Source organism: Neisseria sp. HMSC070A01, assembly GCF_001810165.1.
GTDB lineage: Bacteria > Pseudomonadota > Gammaproteobacteria > Burkholderiales > Neisseriaceae > Neisseria.
In genome coordinates this window covers 90,767-109,360 of sequence record NZ_KV800125.1, presented here as the reverse complement: position 1 = coordinate 109,360, position 18,594 = coordinate 90,767, and the positions used below count along the sequence as shown (strand labels likewise).

The window sequence follows — 18,594 nt, the reverse complement described above, 5'->3', positions numbered from 1 at the left end:
AATCCAATGAGCACTTCTTTGAGCTATCGTGACGCAGGCGTGGATATCGACGCAGGCGATCAACTGGTCGAAAACATCAAACCTTTTGCCAAACGTACTATGCGCCCTGAAGTGTTGGGTGATTTGGGCGGTTTCGGCGCTTTGGTCGAAATCGGCAAAAAATACAAAAATCCGGTATTGGTTTCCGGTACGGACGGCGTCGGCACCAAGCTGAAACTGGCATTCGACTGGGACAAACACGATACCGTCGGCATCGATTTGGTTGCCATGAGTGTCAACGACATTTTGGTTCAAGGCGCAGAACCTTTGTTCTTCTTGGACTATTTCGCTTGCGGCAAGCTGGATGTTGCCCGCGCGACTGATGTGATTAAAGGCATTGCCCAAGGCTGCGAAGAATCCGGTTGCGCTTTGATTGGCGGTGAAACTGCCGAAATGCCGGGCATGTATCCCGAAGGCGAATACGACTTGGCAGGTTTTGCCGTCGGCGTGGTTGAAAAAGAACGCGTGATTAACGGCCGCAGCATTCAGGCCGGGGACGTTGTTTTGGGCTTGGCCTCCAACGGCGCACACTCCAACGGCTACTCTTTGGTACGCAAAATCATCGAGCGCGACAATCCCGATTTGGACGCGGAATTCGACCACGGCAAAACTTTGCGCGAAGCCATCATCGCCCCTACCCGTCTATATGTGAAACCTATCCTTGCCGCTTTGGAAAAATTCACCATTAAAGGCATGGCCCACATTACCGGCGGTGGCATTACCGAAAACGTACCTCGCGTTTTGCCTGAAAATACCGTTGCACAAATCGATGCCAAAGCGTGGGAATTGCCTAAACTGTTCCAATGGCTGCAAAAAGCAGGCAATGTGGAAACCCAAGAAATGTACCGTACGTTCAACTGCGGTATCGGCATGGTCGTTATTATTGCTAAAGAAGATGCTGATGCAGTACAAGCTTTCTTGAGCGAACAAGGCGAAACCGTTTACCGTTTGGGCGTTATTCGTGAACGTAACGGTGACGAACATCAAACCCAAGTGGCTTGATTTGAGATGCAATGAAAAAGTGCGGATGATGAATCCGCACTTTTTTGTTTACACTGCCCTAGCCTACTTCTTCCAAAAAGCCGGCCAACTGCGCCGTATCGTGGGCAATCATCAGCTCTTCATTGGTTGGCACAACCAAAACAGCCGGCATAGAACCTGTCGGACTGATGATACCGGAGTTGCCGTAGCGTTTGTCCATGTTGGCTTTGGTGTCGATGTGCAGACCCAAGAAATCAAGATAGGAAACGGTTTTGGCACGGATGTTGCGCGAGTTTTCGCCGATACCGCCGGTAAACACGAGTGCGTCAACGCCGCCACAAGCCACTGCCATCGAAGCAATGTATTTGGCAAGGCGGTAGGTCATGACTTCCAGGGCCAAACGAGCGCCTTCATGGCCTTCATCCGCCGCGATTTCCAAAGAACGGCAGTCGTTGGAGAGTTCGGAAATACCGAGCAAGCCTGATTTTTTGTTCAGCATTTCATCAACTTGGGCAACATCCAATCCGGCTTGGGAAGTCAGATAGCTGTATACACCCGGATCGATGTCGCCGCAACGGGTGCCCATTACCAAACCTTCGATCGGCGTGAAGCCCATACTGGTGTCAACGGATTTGCCGTTTTTGATGGCGGTAATGGATGCGCCGTTGCCTAAGTGGGCAATAATCATGCGGATGTCTTCCAGAGGTTTGCCCAAAATCCGTGCGGCCTCAGGGGCAACGTAACGCATGCTGGTACCGTGGAAACCGTAGCGGCGGAAAGCGTATTTTTTACGCAATTCACGCGGAACGGCATAAGTGTAGGCACGCTCCGGCATGGTTTGGTGGAACGAAGTATCCATCACGCCGACATTGGGCAGGCCTGGGAAATGCTCTTGCGCAGCCAAAATACCGTTAATATTGGCAGGGTTGTGCAGCGGAGCGAGCGGAATGCAGGCATTGAGTTCGTCCATTACCGCTTGGTCGATCAAAACAGATTCGCTGTATTTTTCGCCGCCGTGTGCGATGCGGTGGCCAATGGCTTTAATGCGGTCGTGCAGGCCGTGTTTTTCAAGCTCTTTCAACAGCATACCTACGGCACCGGCATGGTCGTTACGGCCGGTCAAGGCTGTTTGGCATTTTTTACCGTCTTTGCTGAACGTAATGACTGCTTCGGGCGTACCCAAACGTTCGCCGAGACAGCTTAGGAGGACATTACCGCTTTTACGGTCGATAACGGCGCCTTTGAGCGAAGAGCTGCCGCAGTTCAGAACAAGAATGAGTTGGTTGGACATGGTGTTTCTCCTTTGAATTTTTGATTATTTTTGGCTTCAGGCCGTCTGAAAAGAGCAAGAATATTTGAGAGCTTTTCAGATTGCCTTTGATTTGGTGTTTAGTCAGGCTTTATGCCCAACCCTAATCTCCATTGCAGGTATCGCTACCTGACTAAAATTTGCTTATTTGGTTTTCAGACGGCCTTATTTAAGGCTGCGGCCGTCTGAAAACTTAAAAGCAATCTTCCGGCACTCGGACTTGTCCTTCCATAATCACGCGTGCGCTACGGCTCATGACTGCTTTGGTAGCCGTCCATTGTCCGTCCTGACATTCGGCGGCGGCACCGACACGCAGTGTGCCTGACGGATGACCGAAACGGACTTCTTTACGCGCTCCGCCTCCGGCTGCAAGGTTGACCAGCGTACCGGGCACGGCGGCGGCGGTAGCGATGGCAACTGAAGCGGTACCCATCATGGCGTGGTGCAATTTGCCCATGCTCAGCGCGCGTACCAACAAGTCGATGTCGGCAGCTTGGACGGTTTTGCCGCTTGAAGCGGTGTAATCGGCCGCAGGGGCGACAAAAGCGACTTTCGGAGTATGGGCGCGGGTGGCGGCTTCGGATACGTCGCTGATCAAGCCTATTTTCAGCGCGCCATATGCGCGGATGGTTTCAAATTTTTCCAGTGCCGTGGCATCGTTGTTGATGTCGTCTTGCAACTCTTTACCTGTGTAGCCCAAATCTGCGGCATTCAGGAAAATGGTTGGAATACCGGCATTGATAAGCGTGGCTTTCAGACGGCCTATATTCGGCACATCAATTTCATCGACCAAATTGCCGGTTGGGAACATACTGCCTTCGCCGTCGGCTGGATCTAAAAATTCAATTTGTACTTCGGCTGCCGGGAACGTTACGCCGTCTAGCTCAAAATCACCTGTTTCTAAAACTGCGCCGTTTTGCATCGGTACATGGGCAATAATGGTTTTGCCGATGTTTTTCTGCCAGATTTTGACGGTACACAGGCCGTCTGAAGGGATTTTGGATTTATCAACCAAGCCTTGTTCGATGGCAAATGCGCCCACGGCGGCGGTCAGATTGCCGCAGTTGCCGCTCCAATCGACAAAAGGTTTGTCGATGGAAACTTGTCCGAACAAGTAATCAACATCGTGATCGGCGTGTTCAGATTTGTCCAAAATCACGGCTTTACTGGTGGACGAACTGGCGTTGCCCAAACCGTCAATCTGTTTGCCGTAAGGGTCGGGGCTGCCGAGTACGCGCAAGAGGATTTTGTCGCGCGCCTCGCCTGCTTCCTGCGCAGCAGCCGGCAGATCGGTGCGTTTGAAGAAAATGCCTTTAGATGTACCGCCGCGGTAGTAAACGGCGGGGATTTTAATTTGCGGCATTTCGAGTTCTCCTTTGTATTTCTCGTATGGTTTTTTTTCAGACGGCCTCTCAAACATTCGAGGCCGTCTGAAAACCTTTTTTAGCGTAGCCCGGGCATTTTGACGATACCCGATTTACCTTACGCTGCATTTCCTTCTAAGAAGTCTTGTGCGAAACGTTGCAACACGCCACCGGCTTCATATACCAACACTTCTTCTGCGGTATCGAGGCGGCAGGTAACCGGCACTTCGACGGTTTCGCCGTTTTTACGGTGAATCACGAGGGTCAGGTCGCAGCGCGGTGTGCGTTCGCCGACAACGTCGTAGGTTTCCGTACCGTCCAGTTGCAGGGTATGGCGGTTGGTACCCGGTTTGAACTGCAGCGGCAATACGCCCATACCGATTAAGTTAGTGCGGTGGATACGCTCGAAGCCTTCGGCAACAATCGCTTCCACACCGGCGAGGCGTACGCCTTTTGCAGCCCAGTCGCGGCTTGAGCCTTGACCGTAGTCCGCGCCGGCGATGATGATGAGCGGCTGTTTGCGGTTCATATAGGTTTCGATGGCTTCCCACATGCGCATGGTTTTGCCTTCGGGTTCAACGCGTGCCAGCGAACCTTGGCGTACGCTGCCGTCTTCGTTTTTTACCATTTCGTTAAACAGTTTCGGATTGGCGAATGTGGCGCGTTGGGCGGTGAGGTGGTCGCCGCGGTGGGTAGCGTATGAATTGAAGTCTTCTTCGGGCAAACCCATTTTCGCCAGATATTCGCCCGCCGCACTCGCCGCCAGAATCGCGTTGGACGGCGAAATGTGGTCGGTGGTGATGTTGTCGGGCAGAATCGCCAGCGGTCGCATACCTCTTAATGTGCGTTCACCCGCCAGCGCGCCTTCCCAATAGGGCGGACGGCGGATATAGGTGGACATCGGGCGCCAGTCGTACAGCGGGCTCGGGGCTTTTTGCGCCTTGCCGGTGTCGAACATCGGTACATACACATCGCGGAACTGCTGCGGTTTCACATATTCGGCAACAATGGCATCGATTTCTTCGTCGGTCGGCCAGATATCTTTCAGGCGGATTTCGCGGCCGTCTGAAACGCCGAGAACGTCGTTTTCAATATCGAAACGAATGCTGCCTGCCAGCGCGTAGGCAACGACCAACGGAGGCGAAGCGAGGAAAGCCTGTTTCGCATACGGATGGATACGGCCGTCGAAGTTGCGGTTGCCTGACAATACGGCGGTAGCGTACAAATCGCGGTCGATGATTTCTTTTTGGATTTTCGGATCCAGTGCGCCGCTCATGCCGTTACAGGTGGTACATGCGAAGGCAACAATACCGAAGCCGAGTTTTTCCATTTCAGGCAGCAGGCCTGCTTCTTTCAAATAGATTTCGGCTACTTTTGAACCAGGGGCAAATGAAGATTTCACCCAAGGTTTGCGTTTTAAGCCAAGACGGTTGGCATTGCGTGCCAACAGCGCGGCGGCGACAACGTTGCGCGGATTGGAAGTATTGGTACAGGAAGTAATCGCGGCAATAATCACAGCACCGTCAGGCATTTGGCCGTCTGAAGGCTCTTCGTAAGGTTTAGCCAAGCCTTTGCTGGCCAAATCGGCGGTCGCAAAACGGGCATGCGGATTACTTGGGCCTGCCATGTTGCGCGTTACGTTGCTCAAATCAAATTTCAATACGCGAGGATAAACGGCGGTTTTCAAGGCATCTGCCCACAAGCCTGCGGTTTTGGCGTAGGTTTCTACCAATTTCACTTGCGCATCGTCGCGACCGGTCAGTTTCAAATAATCAATGGTTTGCTCGTCGATGGCGAACATTGCGGCAGTTGCGCCGAACTCAGGGGTCATGTTGGAAATGGTGGCACGGTCGCCGATGGACAGACTTCTTGCGCCTTCACCGAAAAACTCGACAAATGCGCCAACCACGCGCTCTTTACGCAAGAATTCGGTCAGTGCCAACACGATGTCGGTGGCAGTAATGCCCGGCTGGCGTTTGCCGGTCAGCTCAACGCCGACAATATCAGGCAGACGCATCATGGATGCACGGCCCAACATCACGGTTTCGGCTTCCAAACCGCCCACGCCTACGGAAATCACGCCCAATGAATCGACGTGCGGCGTATGTGAGTCTGTACCGACGCAGGTATCAGGGAATGCCACGCCGTTTTTGACTTGGACGACGGGCGACATTTTTTCCAAGTTGATTTGGTGCATAATGCCGTTGCCCGCCGGAATCACGTCCACATTTTCAAATGCGGTTTTCGTCCAGTTGATGAAGTGGAAACGGTCTTCGTTACGTCTGTCTTCGATTTCGCGGTTTTTGCGGAAAGCATCAGGATCGTAGCCGCCGCATTCAACGGCCAAAGAGTGGTCGACGATAAGCTGGGTTTGCACCACCGGATTCACTTTGGCAGGATCGCCGCCTTTTTCGGCAATTGCATCGCGCAGACCTGCCAAATCCACCAACGCTGTCTGCCCCAGAATATCGTGACACACCACGCGCGCCGGATACCAAGGGAAGTCGATTTCCTGTTTTCCCTCAATCAGCTGACCCAGCCAGCTTTGCAGCGTAGGCAGGTCGACTTTGTCTGCGCGGTTGACCAAGTTCTCAGCCAAGATGCGGCTTGTGTAAGGCAGCTTGTCGTAAGAGCCTGGTTTGATGTCTTCACACGCCTGACGCGCGTCGTAATATTCCAAATCCGTACCGGGCAAAGCTTTGCGGTAGCGTTGGTTGGCAGTCATGTTGGTTCTCCTAAATCTATTATTTTTTTGGTTTTGGGTTTCAGACGGCCTGTTGATTCGGACCTTCAGGCCGTCTGAAACCATAAATTCGGTTTTATTGCTTGTGATTTGAAATCTATTCGCGGTATGAAAAAAAATTGCCGCTCTGCTACCATCATTCCCGTATAGACGGAAATCCAAACTTAAATCTTTCGGCACTCTTTACAGCAGGACATTTCAACTTTTGAATTTCTGCCTGTATGGGAATGACGACAGCAGAGCAGCATGTTTTCCAAACGGCCGGCTCTCTCTCTCGCATACTGCACTAGGCCGTCGAAAAACGAAAACATCATTTATTCATTGTTTTCAAACGGCATTTCGAGATGGGGCGGGCTGGCGGCCCACCCTGCTGTTACGCGTATCAGCGGTTTTCAATCTCCACGAATGCCAAATCTTCAGGGCCTGTGTAGTTCGCGCTCGGACGGATGATTTTGCCGTCTTTGCGTTGCTCGAGAACGTGTGCGCTCCAACCGGTTGTACGGGAAATTACGAACAACGGTGTGAACATAGCGGTCGGTACGCCCAATTTTTGGTAGGAAACGGCAGAGAACCAGTCCAGATTCGGGAACATTTTTTTCTCTTCCCACATCACGCTTTCCAAGCGTTCGGCAATGTCAAAGAGGCGCATATCGCCGGTTTCTTTGCTCAAACCGCGTGCCACTTCTTTAATGACAACGTTGCGAGGGTCGGAGATGGTGTACACCGGATGACCGAAACCGATCACGATTTCTTTGCGGCCGATGCGTTCGCGGATGTCGGCTTCGGCTTCGTCGGCATTGCGGTAGCGTTTTTGAATATCGTAAGCCACTTCGTTTGCGCCGCCGTGTTTCGGACCTTTCAGCGCGCCGATTGCACCGGTAATGCTGGAGTACATATCAGAGCCTGTACCGGCAATCACGCGGGCGGTAAAGGTAGAAGCGTTGAACTCATGCTCCGCATACAGAATCAGTGAAACATGCATGGCTTTGATATGTGATTCGCTTGGGCGTTTGCCGTGCAACAGGTGCAAGAAATGACCGCCGATGGTCTCTTCGTCGCTTTCAACTTCAATGCGTTTGCCGTTGTGAGAATATTGATACCAGTACAGCAGGATGCTGCCGAGGCTGGCGATCAGTTTGTCGGCGATGTCGCGCGCTTCACTTTCCGGATGGCTTTCACGTTCAGGATGAACGCAGCCCAGCATGGATACGCCGGTACGCATTACGTCCATCGGATGGGTATGTGCAGGCAGGCTTTCCAAAACTTTGATCACACGGATAGGCAGGCCGCGCATGGATTTGAGTTTGGCTTTATAAGCGGCCAGCTCGAATTTATTGGGCAGATGACCGTGAATCAGCAGGTGGGCGACTTCTTCAAACTCGCATTTTTGTGCCAAATCCAAGATGTCATAACCGCGATAGCTCAAATCGTTACCGGTACGGCCAACGGTACACAATTCGGTATTACCGGCCGCAACGCCAGAAAGCGCAACGGATTTTTTAGGTTTGAAAGTCGGGGTTTGAGTAGTTGCAGTCATGGTATTTCTCCTTTGTATTTTTATGGGTTTTATTTTTCAGACGGCCGATGCGGATTTGTTGAAAGGCCGTCTGAAAGCGGTAAATCATTTTTGAAACAATTTATCCAGTTTTTGCTCGAAGGCATGATAGTTCAGATGCTCGTACAGCTCGGCACGGGTTTGCATGGTATCTACCACCGCCGCCTGCGTGCCGTCGCGCATAATCGCCTCATAAACATTCAATGCGGCTTTGCTTGCGGCGCGGAACGATGACAGCGGATACAGCACCAGCGATACGCCGTTTTCAGCCAGCTCGCTTTGCGTATAAAGCGGTGTAGCACCAAACTCGGTAATGTTGGCCAATACAGGTACTTTCACTGCATCTGCAAATTGGCGGTACATTTTCAAATCGGTCATGGCTTCAGGGAAAATCATGTCTGCACCAGCTTCGACACACGCTTGGGCTCGTTCGATAGCAGCATCCAAACCTTCTACCGCCAGCGCATCGGTACGCGCCATAATCACAAAGTTCTCATCAACGCGGGCATCGACGGCAGCTTTGATACGGTCGACCATTTCATCTTTAGAAACAATGGCTTTGTTCGGACGGTGGCCGCAGCGTTTTTGCGCTACCTGATCTTCGATGTGAACTGCTGCAACACCGGCGCGTTCAAAGTTGCGAATGGTACGGGCAATATTGAATGCACCGCCCCAACCCACATCAATGTCCACCAGCAGAGGCGTATCCACGTTGTCCGTAATGCGTCGTGCGTCGATCAGCACATCTTCCATTGTGGTAATGCCCAAATCAGGGATACCGCAAGAGCAGGCTGCCACGCCGCCGCCGGACAGATAAATCGCCTTGAAACCGCTTTGGGTGGCCAATCGTGCAAAGTAAGCATTGACGCAACCGACTACGGCAAGAGGGTTTGATTCTTTCACGGCTTGGCGGAAACGTGCTCCGGCAGAGTGTTGACTCATCATATTTCTCCTTTATAGACTTTTTTCATCAGTATTAATCGGACGGCTCGGTTTTTTCACAACCTGAAACGAACCGTTTAAAAATAAACAATTATTCTGAAAACTGTTTTCAGACGGCCTGTAAAATTTCAATCATCAACCATCTGAAAATTTAAAATCAATAAATACAAATAGTTATCAAAACCAATAAATACAATAAGGCTGAAGCGGAGGCGTACGTTTTTAAATTTTTATTAATCAGTATATGAATGGCTGCTGGGGGATACAGATATTTAAAAACCCGAAGTGTTTGTGGAAATGCGGAAACTGGATTCGGATTGAGAGCCTTCAGACCGTCGCGACTGCCAATAAGCTGGCAGCGACGGGAGCGGCAGAGATGGGAGAAAATCTATAACAAGAGAGAGTGGTTTGATACAGATTCATGATGATGTTCCTTTGTAGTGCGATGTAGTTTTTATTTATGGAAACAAATTTAAAAAATAAAACCGGTCTTGTCAAACACTTTTTTCAAAAAAATTATAAAAAATTCAGTTATTAATAAACGATTCTTTCGCAACAAACATAAAAAACGGACAGTCTCTGTCACATCAAACCCTGATGTAGCCTGGCTTCTGTCCGTTTTGTATTTTGGGTTTGCATTCAGAATGATTGTAAACAATCCATCAAAAAATAATTTATAATTGATTCATTTATAAGGAATTTTTTAAATACATCATCTAAAAAATTAGATTTTTTTAGCCTATGCTGTTCAGACGGCCTCTATCGGATGGCTACTTCGCGCTAAATGCCGTCTGAAAAGTCTGTTTGCCGACGGTAATATCGGCAGTGTAATCATGGCGGCCCTCGACACAAAACGGCAAGCGGATTTGCAAAGCCTGCCAGCTTCGCGGAGATTGTTTAGTCAGGTTATAGCGGTTGAAGCCCATGTCCATGTTTTTCATGCTGAAACTGATACTGACCACGCCCGTATTTTGCGGAACATTCTCTATCACAATATCAAATGGTTCGTGCGTATTGATGGATGTCGCACGCACTTTTGAACCGTCAGGCAGGACGCAGCCTTGTGTCAAATTACATTCGACTACTTTCGTTTTTGATTGCTGTTGCTGCCACCAATCCAAGAGCAGCAGTTTGGCCACCGCGAACACAATCAGTAAAACAGCGGCAATCAAAAGCTTTTGATTTTTACTCATTTCAGACGGCCTCAATGTCATTATCGGTCAAAACGGCATGCACACCCATGCTCTGCCACTGTTCACGATAAATGGAAACCAGACTTTCCGGAGCTGCCACAATCAGCGGCATCGCCACGCCTTGCGCCAAAATATCGGCAACTTGCCCGGCAGCCGCTTCGTCAGCCACTTTCCAAACAACGGCATCCGCATTTTGCACCTGCCGCCATTGTTCGGCATTTTCAATGATTGGCCACACACTGAGCGCTTCTATAGGTTTGCCTTGCTGCCAATCGGCAAATTCCAACAATACGGCAGATGCGCTTTGATGCTGAGTCAACATATATGGCACAACATGATATTCGCCCATGCTGTTTTGACCGCTCAAGCCGCTTTTCAGACGGCCTTGAAGCCGGCGCGGAATGGATAGGGAGCGTAACAATGCGCTATTGGCTGGCAGCATCGGCGTAACGGTAAAATCCCCGGCCTTTTGCCATGCCCATTTCTGCCCTTCCCTCGATTGGATTTCGCCCGTCCATTGGTCGGCTTCCACCCATAAAAAATGCAGGCGTACATGTGCATGTTCGTAGGAATGGACTTTGGTCAGCCACGGCGTAGCGGCAAGGATACGGATACCGAGTTCTTCTTCAAACTCGCGTTGCAAGGCTTGAAAATCGCTTTCACCGGCTTCCACCTTGCCGCCGGCAAATTCCCAATATCCGGCATAGGGCTTGCCCTCCGGGCGGGAACTGAGCAGGTAGCGGCCGTTTGGATCAAGCAAAATCCCGGCAACCACTTGCACCAAGGGACGTGTGTCTTCAGTCATCATGAGATTATTCTTATACGTAGCAGGCAGCGACACCTGCCGATTTATGCGTAAAAAAACGATGTCGGGCCTATGCGCCCGACTTTTAACAAATATCCAATCCTTCAGGCCGTCTGAAAAGGATGTTCTATTCCAGAATACTTAAATTGGCCGGCTTTATTTTTCCGCAATGACAAAAGCCATGACGGTATCTTCTTCATCGCTCATGCTCAGATGACAGCCGCGGATGCCCTGCTCTTCCAGCCATTTGCTCAAAGCCGGTGCAAAAAACAATTCAGGCTTGCCCAATGCGTCATGCCCGACACCGATATTACGGAAGGACACCACGCCGCGTATGCCCGTCCCGACAGCTTTGGCAAAGGCCTCCTTGGCGGCAAAGCGTTTGGCAAGATAGTTGACCGGCTTGCCTGCCTGCGGAAATTCCAACAGCTCTTCCGGGCTGAGAATGCGTTGCGCAAATGCCAGTCCGAATTTTTTGTTCAGGCGGATAATGCGTTTGAGGGAAACAATATCCGTGCCTATTCCGTAAATCATGGGTCTGCTCCTTGTTTAAATAGTCAGGCCGTCTGAAAATGCGGCTACCGGCCAAAGCAAACCGCTTTAGCCGGTATGGCTGATGCCCTTAAGGCAACATTCTGGCCCTGAACATGACTTCCTTCATTTGGCGGACCGCTTCAGGCAGGCCGAGGAAGAGTGCTTGGGAAATCAGCGAATGGCCGATGTTCAGCTCGCGGATGGCGAGAATTTGGGCAATCGGCGTTACGTTGTGAATGGTCAGGCCGTGTCCGGCGTTGACGATCAAGCCCAAATCGCTGGCGTAATGCGCACCGTTTTGAATGCGCTCGAATTGTTTCATCTGCTCGGCGTGGCCGTGCGCATCGGCATACGCACCGGTGTGCAATTCGATAACGGGCGCGCCGACATCATAAGCGGCTTGGATTTGCGCGTTGTCGGCATCGATAAACAAGGACACGCGGATGCCAGCGTCGGTCAGGATTTTGGTGAACTCGGCCACTTTATCCTGTTGCGCCAATACGTCCAAACCGCCTTCGGTGGTTACTTCTTGGCGTTTTTCAGGCACGATGCACACATCTTCCGGCATGACGTTGAGCGCGTTTTCCAGCATTTCTTCCGTCAACGCCATTTCCAAATTCAGGCGCGTGCGGATGGCGTTTTTAACGGCAAACACGTCCGCATCTTTAATATGGCGGCGGTCTTCACGCAAGTGCATGGTAATCAAATCTGCGCCGTGGGTTTCCGCAATCAGCGCCGCCTCGACAGGGCTGGGATAAATCGTACCGCGCGCATTGCGGACGGTGGCAATATGGTCGATGTTTACGCCTAACAACATAATAATGTCCTTTCTTTAAGGTTTCAGACGGCCTGAGCCTTCTCATATCAAAGGCCGTCTGAAAAAAATTCAACTGCCCAAACCAAACTGCTGCAACTGTTGCAAAACCTGCCGAGACTTGATGCCCTCGGGCAGAAGGTTGTCAATCAAAAGCCGCGTTACTTTCAAAGCCTGCCCCAGACTTTCCTGATGAACGAAACTGCCTTCCCTCAAATCGATTAACGTCGCACCCGATACGGCAACGCCTTTATTGAGCGCGTGAAAGCGGTCGGCCTCTGCCAAGGGCACCACAGCCTCTTCCGGCGTGAGCCAATACGTTTCTTCGCCGTTGATTTCATTGCCGTTGCCGTCATGGAACAAATCGGGGGCAAAGCCCAAGCGTGTCAGCAGCGTCCATTCAAAACGACGCAAAGCGGCAATGTGGTTGGCCTCGCAACAAATGGTTTTCATGGTTTCCGCCAAAACATCGTAAAGCTCGGGCAACGGGTCTTCGCGGACGGTCAACTTCAGCATCAACTCGTTCACATACAATCCGCTGAACAAAGCCCTGCCCTGCGGCTGCGGCCAACCGCCTATCCATTCGGCGCGATGTAAGGTCTTCAACTCTTGCGAACCATACCAAGACGCGCTCACCGGCACAAACGGCACCAACACGCCGCGCAACTCGCTCTGTCGTTTGCGCGCACTTCTGGCCAACAAAGCCACACGTCCATAACGGCGGCTGAAGGCCTCTACCCACAAGCTACTCTCGCGCCAAGGGGCGGAAGCAAGCAGAAAGACAGGTTCGTGGTTGATGCGGTTCGGTTGCGCCATAAGGGTTTGGAAAGATAAAGATTGTGTTGATTATAACGGAAAATCGACACAAAAGGCCGTCTGAAAGGCCTGCTTCTGTGAACAACGCCTGAAAACCTTTATAATCCGTTTTCAATAATTTTCCGATTTTGTTGACTTTATGCCGAAATTCCAGCTCAAATCCACGCTTTCCATACTTTCTCTCGCCCTGTTATCCGCCTGCTCCTTGGTGAAATACCAACCCATTGCCGGTATTGATGCAGTCGATTTGAAGCAAGGCTACCGCTTTGAAACCAGCAAACTCCAGCGTGAAGACGATGACGATACCTTAATTGTCGTCATGTTTTCAGGCGGAGGAACGCGTGCGGCGGCCTTGGGTTACGGCGTTTTGGAACAGCTTAACCAGCAGCAGGTAACCATCGGCGGTAAGAGAAAATCCTTGCTGGCCAACGTCGATGTCGTCGTCGGCGTATCCGGCGGATCGGTTTTGGCCGCCTATTTCGCATTAAAAGGCGAAGACACCATCCCATTGTTTTACAAACGCTTCCTGCATCAAAACTTCCAACGCCAAGTCATCAAACAAGCCTTTTCCATGTCCAACCTACCCCGCCTTGCCTCCCCCGAGTACGGGCGCGGAGATTTGTTGCAGGAGCAGTTTGAAAACTATCTTTTCGGCAAAGCCACTTTCCGCGATTTGGAAAAACACGGAAAAGGCCCGTTTGCCATCATTTCCGCCACCGATATGGGCATAGGCGAACGCTTCAACTTCACGCAGGAATACTTTGATTCGATGTGTATCGACCTGGGCAACCTCCGCATCGCCCGCGCCGTCGCCGCATCCAGTTCCGTCCCCATGGTCTTTGCGCCGATTACCCTAAACAACAACGGCGGACGCTGCAACTACACGCCGCCGATTAAAATCGAAGACGCAGACGACAGTGAAACAGGCAGACAACAAAGCCGCACCATAAAAGAATTTTACGAGCGCTTCCAAAAATACGCAGACGGGAAAAACCGCCCCTACATCCACCTGATAGACGGCGGCCTGACCGACAATCTAGGCATGCGCAGCCTTTTGGATATGACGGAAATGTATCCGGAAAAAATCCTGACAAACAAAATCCTGCAAAACAACATCCGCCATATCGTCGTCATCAACGTCAATGCGCAAAACCAAGTCAGCAGCAATTTGGACAAAACCGCGGCCGTTCCCGGTTTCCGCGACGTCGTCTCCTCCATCGTCAATATCCCCATCGACCAAAACTCGCAAGAATCCCTGCGCCGTTTCCGCGCCTTCGTCGATCAGTGGAATAAAGACAAACAGACCGACGGCATCAGCTTCTCCTTCGTCAGCCTTAACCTCAAAGACCTCCCTCCTTCCGAGTTGAGGGAAAAAGTATTGAACATTCCGACCAGTTTTTATCTGCCGCCGGAAGACGTGGACAATCTGCGTACCGCCGCAGCCGAACTGATGAAGCAATCGCTGGACTACCGCAACCTGCTGACAGAATTCGGAGCGCACCCCAATCCAGACACCATCTTCGCAGCTCCGCCTCCGGATGCACAAGAGTTCAAGCCATTGAACGAAAAGAAAAAGCAGTAGCAAACTGTTCCATAAAGTGCAGCTCTGTTAAAATATATGCTTCATCTTATATTTCAGACGGCCCCGATCCCTAAGGCCGTCTGAAACACTTAACAATAAATAGAATCCAACCATGACCGAATTAAACACTCCCATCGTTACCGATATTGACCGCCCCATCCTCGTTCCGCCCGGCGGCCATAAAAAAGTCCTGCTGCATTCCTGCTGCGCCCCGTGCAGCGGCGAAGTAATGGAAGCCCTGCTTGCCAGCGGCATCGACTACACCATTTATTTTTACAACCCCAATATCCATCCGCACAAAGAATATATGCTGCGCAAAGAAGAAAACATGCGCTTTGCGGATAAATTCGGCATTCCCTTCATCGATAAAGACGACGACTACGAAAACGACCGCAAAGAATGGTTCGCCAAAGCTAAAGGCATGGAATTCGAACCCGAACGCGGCATCCGTTGCACCATGTGTTTCGACATGCGTTTTGAAAAAGCAGCCCAATACGCCCATGAAAACGGCTTCCATGTATTCACCAGCTCACTGGGCATTTCACGCTGGAAAGACATGAAACAGATCAACGGCTGCGGCCATCGCGCTGCCGAGCCCTACGATGACCTGGTTTATTGGGATTTCAACTGGCGCAAAGGTGGCGGCAGCGCACGCATGATTGAAATCAGCAAGCGCGAACATTTCTACCAACAAGAATACTGCGGATGCGCCTACTCCCTGCGCGACTCCAACGCCCACCGCAAATCACAAGGCCGCATCCCCATCAAGCTGGGCGTGTTATATTACGGCGACGAATCCACCCAATACGAGCCTCAAGCCGAAAACAAAATTATCGTTGAGAAATAAATATCAAAGGCCGTCTGAAACCTTCAGACGGCCTTTATTCAAATCAGCCGATTAACGGCGTCGGAATTTGCCGTGATCAAAATCATCAAATGCCCGATAAGCGGCTTGGCATTGAATTTTTTGCTCGGCATAAGGCAAGCCGCGGAACGCTTTTGCCGCTTTACGGTTTTCCCTCAACTCGGCCTTGTTGCCTTTATAGCGATACCAAGCGGCACGGCGCTCAAGGTATTGCTTGCAGGCAGGATGCAATTTGTTTTTCTTCGCTGGCTGGTGTTTGCTCACATGAGGGCCATGCGGCTTGGCCGCCACCTCGGCAGAATAAGCACCCAAACTCAATATGGCAATCGCCGCCAGTGCGGAACCTAAATTTTTCAGCATCAACATGATTCTTCTCCTAAATAGTTTTTCCATTATATGTTTCGCCTGGGCACCGGCAAAACGCCCATTTTTTACATGACAAAAAATGTGGTTAATTACTACATCATACTACTTCCTTTGCAAAATTTAACACGCCTTCCATTTAGACGAAACCTGAATATAAATCTCTTTATTTCATAAGCCTCTAGAAAAATTTTAAACGAATGTGATGCAAACACAAAATAATGCCTGACCGCCACAAACCCACATAAAATCTAGCCTGAGCCATTCCCCTCTTTAATCAACCCCCGAAAAAAGCGCATTGTCAAGTCTAGTTAAACAAAGAAAAATACATTATATTGTGCCGTTCAAAGCAATCAAATACCGTATCTTGTGTTTTTTAATGGGAAGACTGAATAATGAATGCAGCAACGAATATTAAAGTAACCAAACGCGACGGACGCTTGGAAGATATCGATTTAGACAAAATCCACCGTGTTGTTACTTGGGCGGCGGAAGGCTTACAAAACGTCTCCGTATCGCAAGTCGAGCTCAAATCACATATTCAGTTTTACAACGGTATCCGTACCGACGACATCCATGAGACCATCATCAAGGCCGCGGCCGACCTGATCTCACAAGACACGCCAGATTATCAATATCTGGCCGCCCGCCTCGCCATTTTCCACCTGCGTAAAATCGCTTACGGCGAATTCGAACCGCCCCACCTCTACGACCACGTTAAAAAACTGACCGATGCGGGCAAATACGACCGCCACATCATCGAAGATTACAGCCGCGAAGAGTTTGACGAGCTGAATGCCTATATCGACCACAGCCGCGACATGACCTTCTCTTATGCTGCCGTAAAACAGCTGGAAGGCAAATATCTGGTTCAAAACCGTGTTACCCGCCAAATTTATGAAACGCCGCAGTTCTTATACATTTTGGTGGCCATGTGTCTCTTCAGCAAATATCCGAAAGAGACCCGTTTGGATTACGTCAAACGCTTTTACGACGCCGTTTCCACATTCAAAGTATCGCTGCCTACGCCTATCATGAGCGGCGTGCGCACGCCTACGCGCCAGTTCTCAAGCTGCGTATTGATTGAATGCGACGACAGTCTCGATTCCATCAACGCCACCACCAGCGCGATTGTGAAATACGTTTCCCAACGCGCGGGCATCGGCATCAACGCCGGCCGTATCCGCGGCTTGGGTAGCGAAATCCGCGGCGGCGAAGCACAACACACCGGCTGTATCCCATTCTTCAAAATGTTCCAGGCGGCGGTTAAGTCCTGCTCGCAAGGCGGCGTACGCGGCGGGGCGGCAACCTTGTTCTACCCATTGTGGCACATCGAAGCCGAAAGCCTGTTGGTATTGAAGAACAACCGCGGCGTAGAAGACAACCGTATCCGTCAGCTGGACTACGGCGTACAAATCAACCGCCTGCTATACACCCGCTTGATTAAAGGCGGCAATATTACCCTGTTCTCGCCGAATGAAGTTCCGGGTTTGTATGATGCCTTCTTCGCCGATCAAGACGAATTCGAGCGTCTCTACACCCAATACGAGCAAGACCCAAACATCCGCAAACGCACTTTGCCGGCAACAGAATTGTTCTCTACTCTGATGCAGGAGCGCGCCGGTACCGGTCGTATCTATATCCAAAACGTTGACCACTGCAACACGCACAGCCCGTTTGATCCGCGCGTCGCGCCCGTGCACCAGTCCAACTTGTGCATGGAAATCGCCCTGCCGACTAAACCTTTGGACAACATCAACGATCCTAACGGCGAAATTGCCTTGTGTACTCTGTCTGCTTTTAACTTGGGCGCATTGAACAACTTGGACGAACTGGAAGAACTCGCCGACTTGACCGTACGCGCACTTGATGCCCTGTTGGATTATCAAGACTATCCGGTTGCAGCCGCACGCACCGCAACCATGAACCGCCGCACACTCGGCATCGGCGTCATTAACTACGCCTACTATCTGGCGAAAAACGGCGTACGTTACAGCGACGATTCCGCCCTCGGCCTGACCCACCGTACCTTTGAAGCCATGCAGTATTACCTGCTCAAAGCCTCGGTAAACCTTGCCAAAGAATACGGCGCATGCCCGCTCTTCAACCAAACCGTTTACTCGCAAGGCAAACTGCCTATCGACACCTACAAAAAAGACTTGGATGCCGTGTGCAGCGAGCCTTTGCACTACGACTGGGAAAGCCTTCGCGCCGACATCGTCAAATACGGCCTGCGCAACTCTACCCTGACCGCACTCATGCCGTCTGAAACCAGCTCGCAAATTGCCAACGCCACTAACGGCATCGAGCCTCCACGTGGCCTGGTCAGCGTTAAAGCATCAAAAGACGGTATTTTGAAACAAGTCGTACCGGAATTTGAAACCCTGAAAGATGCCTACGAAACCCTGTGGCAGCTTCCCGGCAACGAAGGCTACCTAAAACTCGTTGGCATAATGCAAAAATTCGTCGATCAATCGATTTCTGCCAATACCGCCTACGACCCGAACAAATTTGAAGGCAGCAAAGTTTCCATGAAACAAATGCTCAAAGACCTGCTGACCGCCTACAAATACGGCGTCAAAACCCTGTACTACCACAACACCAGAGACGGTGCGGACGATACGCAGGCCGATATTCAAGATGACGGCTGCGCTGGCGGGGCTTGTAAGATTTAAGCAAAGGGAAAGAT

The 18,594-nt window shown here is 50.9% G+C and carries 15 protein-coding genes; 4 read left to right on the top strand and 11 right to left on the bottom strand.

Translation table 11 applies throughout. The annotated features are described in order from the left end of the window. Positions 1 to 6: 6 nt before the first annotated feature. The gene (gene purM / locus HMPREF2711_RS07495) at positions 7 to 1,041 is read left to right on the top strand and encodes a phosphoribosylformylglycinamidine cyclo-ligase (RefSeq protein ID WP_003746654.1); all 1,035 of its coding nucleotides are present in this window, start codon (positions 7 to 9) and stop codon (positions 1,039 to 1,041) included. A 58-nt stretch (positions 1,042 to 1,099) separates the two neighbouring features. Here purM and HMPREF2711_RS07490 read toward each other — a convergent pair whose 3' ends face one another. From HMPREF2711_RS07490 to recO, 10 genes are all read right to left on the bottom strand, one after another. Next, entirely contained in the window at positions 1,100 to 2,311 is a 1,212-nt protein-coding gene (locus HMPREF2711_RS07490) for an acetate kinase (RefSeq protein ID WP_003746653.1), read from the bottom strand. 211 nt (positions 2,312 to 2,522) lie between these two features. Continuing rightward, the gene (prpF, locus tag HMPREF2711_RS07485) at positions 2,523 to 3,692 is read right to left on the bottom strand and encodes a 2-methylaconitate cis-trans isomerase PrpF (RefSeq protein ID WP_070615934.1); all 1,170 of its coding nucleotides are present in this window, start codon (positions 3,690 to 3,692) and stop codon (positions 2,523 to 2,525) included. 119 nt (positions 3,693 to 3,811) lie between these two features. Continuing rightward, positions 3,812 to 6,418 carry a Fe/S-dependent 2-methylisocitrate dehydratase AcnD gene (acnD, locus tag HMPREF2711_RS07480; RefSeq protein ID WP_003746649.1) on the bottom strand — a complete coding sequence of 869 codons (2,607 nt, stop codon included), beginning with the start codon at positions 6,416 to 6,418 and terminating at the stop codon, positions 3,812 to 3,814. A 400-nt stretch (positions 6,419 to 6,818) separates the two neighbouring features. Further along, complete coding sequence (gene prpC, locus HMPREF2711_RS07475; RefSeq protein ID WP_003746647.1) at positions 6,819 to 7,973, bottom strand: bifunctional 2-methylcitrate synthase/citrate synthase; 1,155 nt, start codon at positions 7,971 to 7,973, stop codon at positions 6,819 to 6,821. 84 nt (positions 7,974 to 8,057) lie between these two features. Beyond that, positions 8,058 to 8,933 (bottom strand): methylisocitrate lyase, encoded by an 876-nt coding sequence (gene prpB / locus HMPREF2711_RS07470; protein ID WP_036493638.1) that lies wholly within the window; start codon positions 8,931 to 8,933, stop codon positions 8,058 to 8,060. A gap of 770 nt (positions 8,934 to 9,703) precedes the next feature. Beyond that, on the bottom strand, positions 9,704 to 10,126 hold the full coding sequence (locus HMPREF2711_RS07465; RefSeq protein ID WP_003746644.1) for a hypothetical protein: 423 nt from the start codon (positions 10,124 to 10,126) through the stop codon (positions 9,704 to 9,706). A gap of 1 nt (position 10,127) precedes the next feature. Then, positions 10,128 to 10,931, bottom strand: a complete 804-nt coding sequence (locus HMPREF2711_RS07460; RefSeq protein WP_172884832.1) for an NUDIX domain-containing protein — start codon at positions 10,929 to 10,931, stop codon at positions 10,128 to 10,130. A 156-nt stretch (positions 10,932 to 11,087) separates the two neighbouring features. After that, complete coding sequence (acpS, locus tag HMPREF2711_RS07455; RefSeq protein ID WP_003746639.1) at positions 11,088 to 11,465, bottom strand: holo-ACP synthase; 378 nt, start codon at positions 11,463 to 11,465, stop codon at positions 11,088 to 11,090. A gap of 88 nt (positions 11,466 to 11,553) precedes the next feature. After that, positions 11,554 to 12,282 (bottom strand): pyridoxine 5'-phosphate synthase, encoded by a 729-nt coding sequence (pdxJ, locus tag HMPREF2711_RS07450; protein ID WP_003746637.1) that lies wholly within the window; start codon positions 12,280 to 12,282, stop codon positions 11,554 to 11,556. Between the two features lie 69 nt (positions 12,283 to 12,351). After that, complete coding sequence (gene recO / locus HMPREF2711_RS07445) at positions 12,352 to 13,095, bottom strand: DNA repair protein RecO (protein ID WP_003746635.1); 744 nt, start codon at positions 13,093 to 13,095, stop codon at positions 12,352 to 12,354. A 139-nt stretch (positions 13,096 to 13,234) separates the two neighbouring features. On the opposite strand from recO, the gene HMPREF2711_RS07440 reads away from it, so the two are divergent. Both HMPREF2711_RS07440 and HMPREF2711_RS07435 read left to right on the top strand, forming a co-directional pair. Continuing rightward, entirely contained in the window at positions 13,235 to 14,677 is a 1,443-nt protein-coding gene (locus HMPREF2711_RS07440) for a patatin-like phospholipase family protein (protein ID WP_070615933.1), read from the top strand. Between the two features lie 112 nt (positions 14,678 to 14,789). Beyond that, positions 14,790 to 15,524 carry an epoxyqueuosine reductase QueH gene (locus HMPREF2711_RS07435; protein WP_036490921.1) on the top strand — a complete coding sequence of 245 codons (735 nt, stop codon included), beginning with the start codon at positions 14,790 to 14,792 and terminating at the stop codon, positions 15,522 to 15,524. A gap of 51 nt (positions 15,525 to 15,575) precedes the next feature. Here HMPREF2711_RS07435 and HMPREF2711_RS07430 read toward each other — a convergent pair whose 3' ends face one another. After that, complete coding sequence (locus tag HMPREF2711_RS07430; protein WP_049349442.1) at positions 15,576 to 15,908, bottom strand: hypothetical protein; 333 nt, start codon at positions 15,906 to 15,908, stop codon at positions 15,576 to 15,578. A gap of 392 nt (positions 15,909 to 16,300) precedes the next feature. On the opposite strand from HMPREF2711_RS07430, the gene nrdA reads away from it, so the two are divergent. Continuing rightward, a complete protein-coding gene (gene nrdA, locus HMPREF2711_RS07425) occupies positions 16,301 to 18,580 on the top strand; it encodes a class 1a ribonucleoside-diphosphate reductase subunit alpha (RefSeq protein WP_070615932.1) in 2,280 nt (759 codons plus the stop codon). Positions 18,581 to 18,594: the final 14 nt, after the last annotated feature.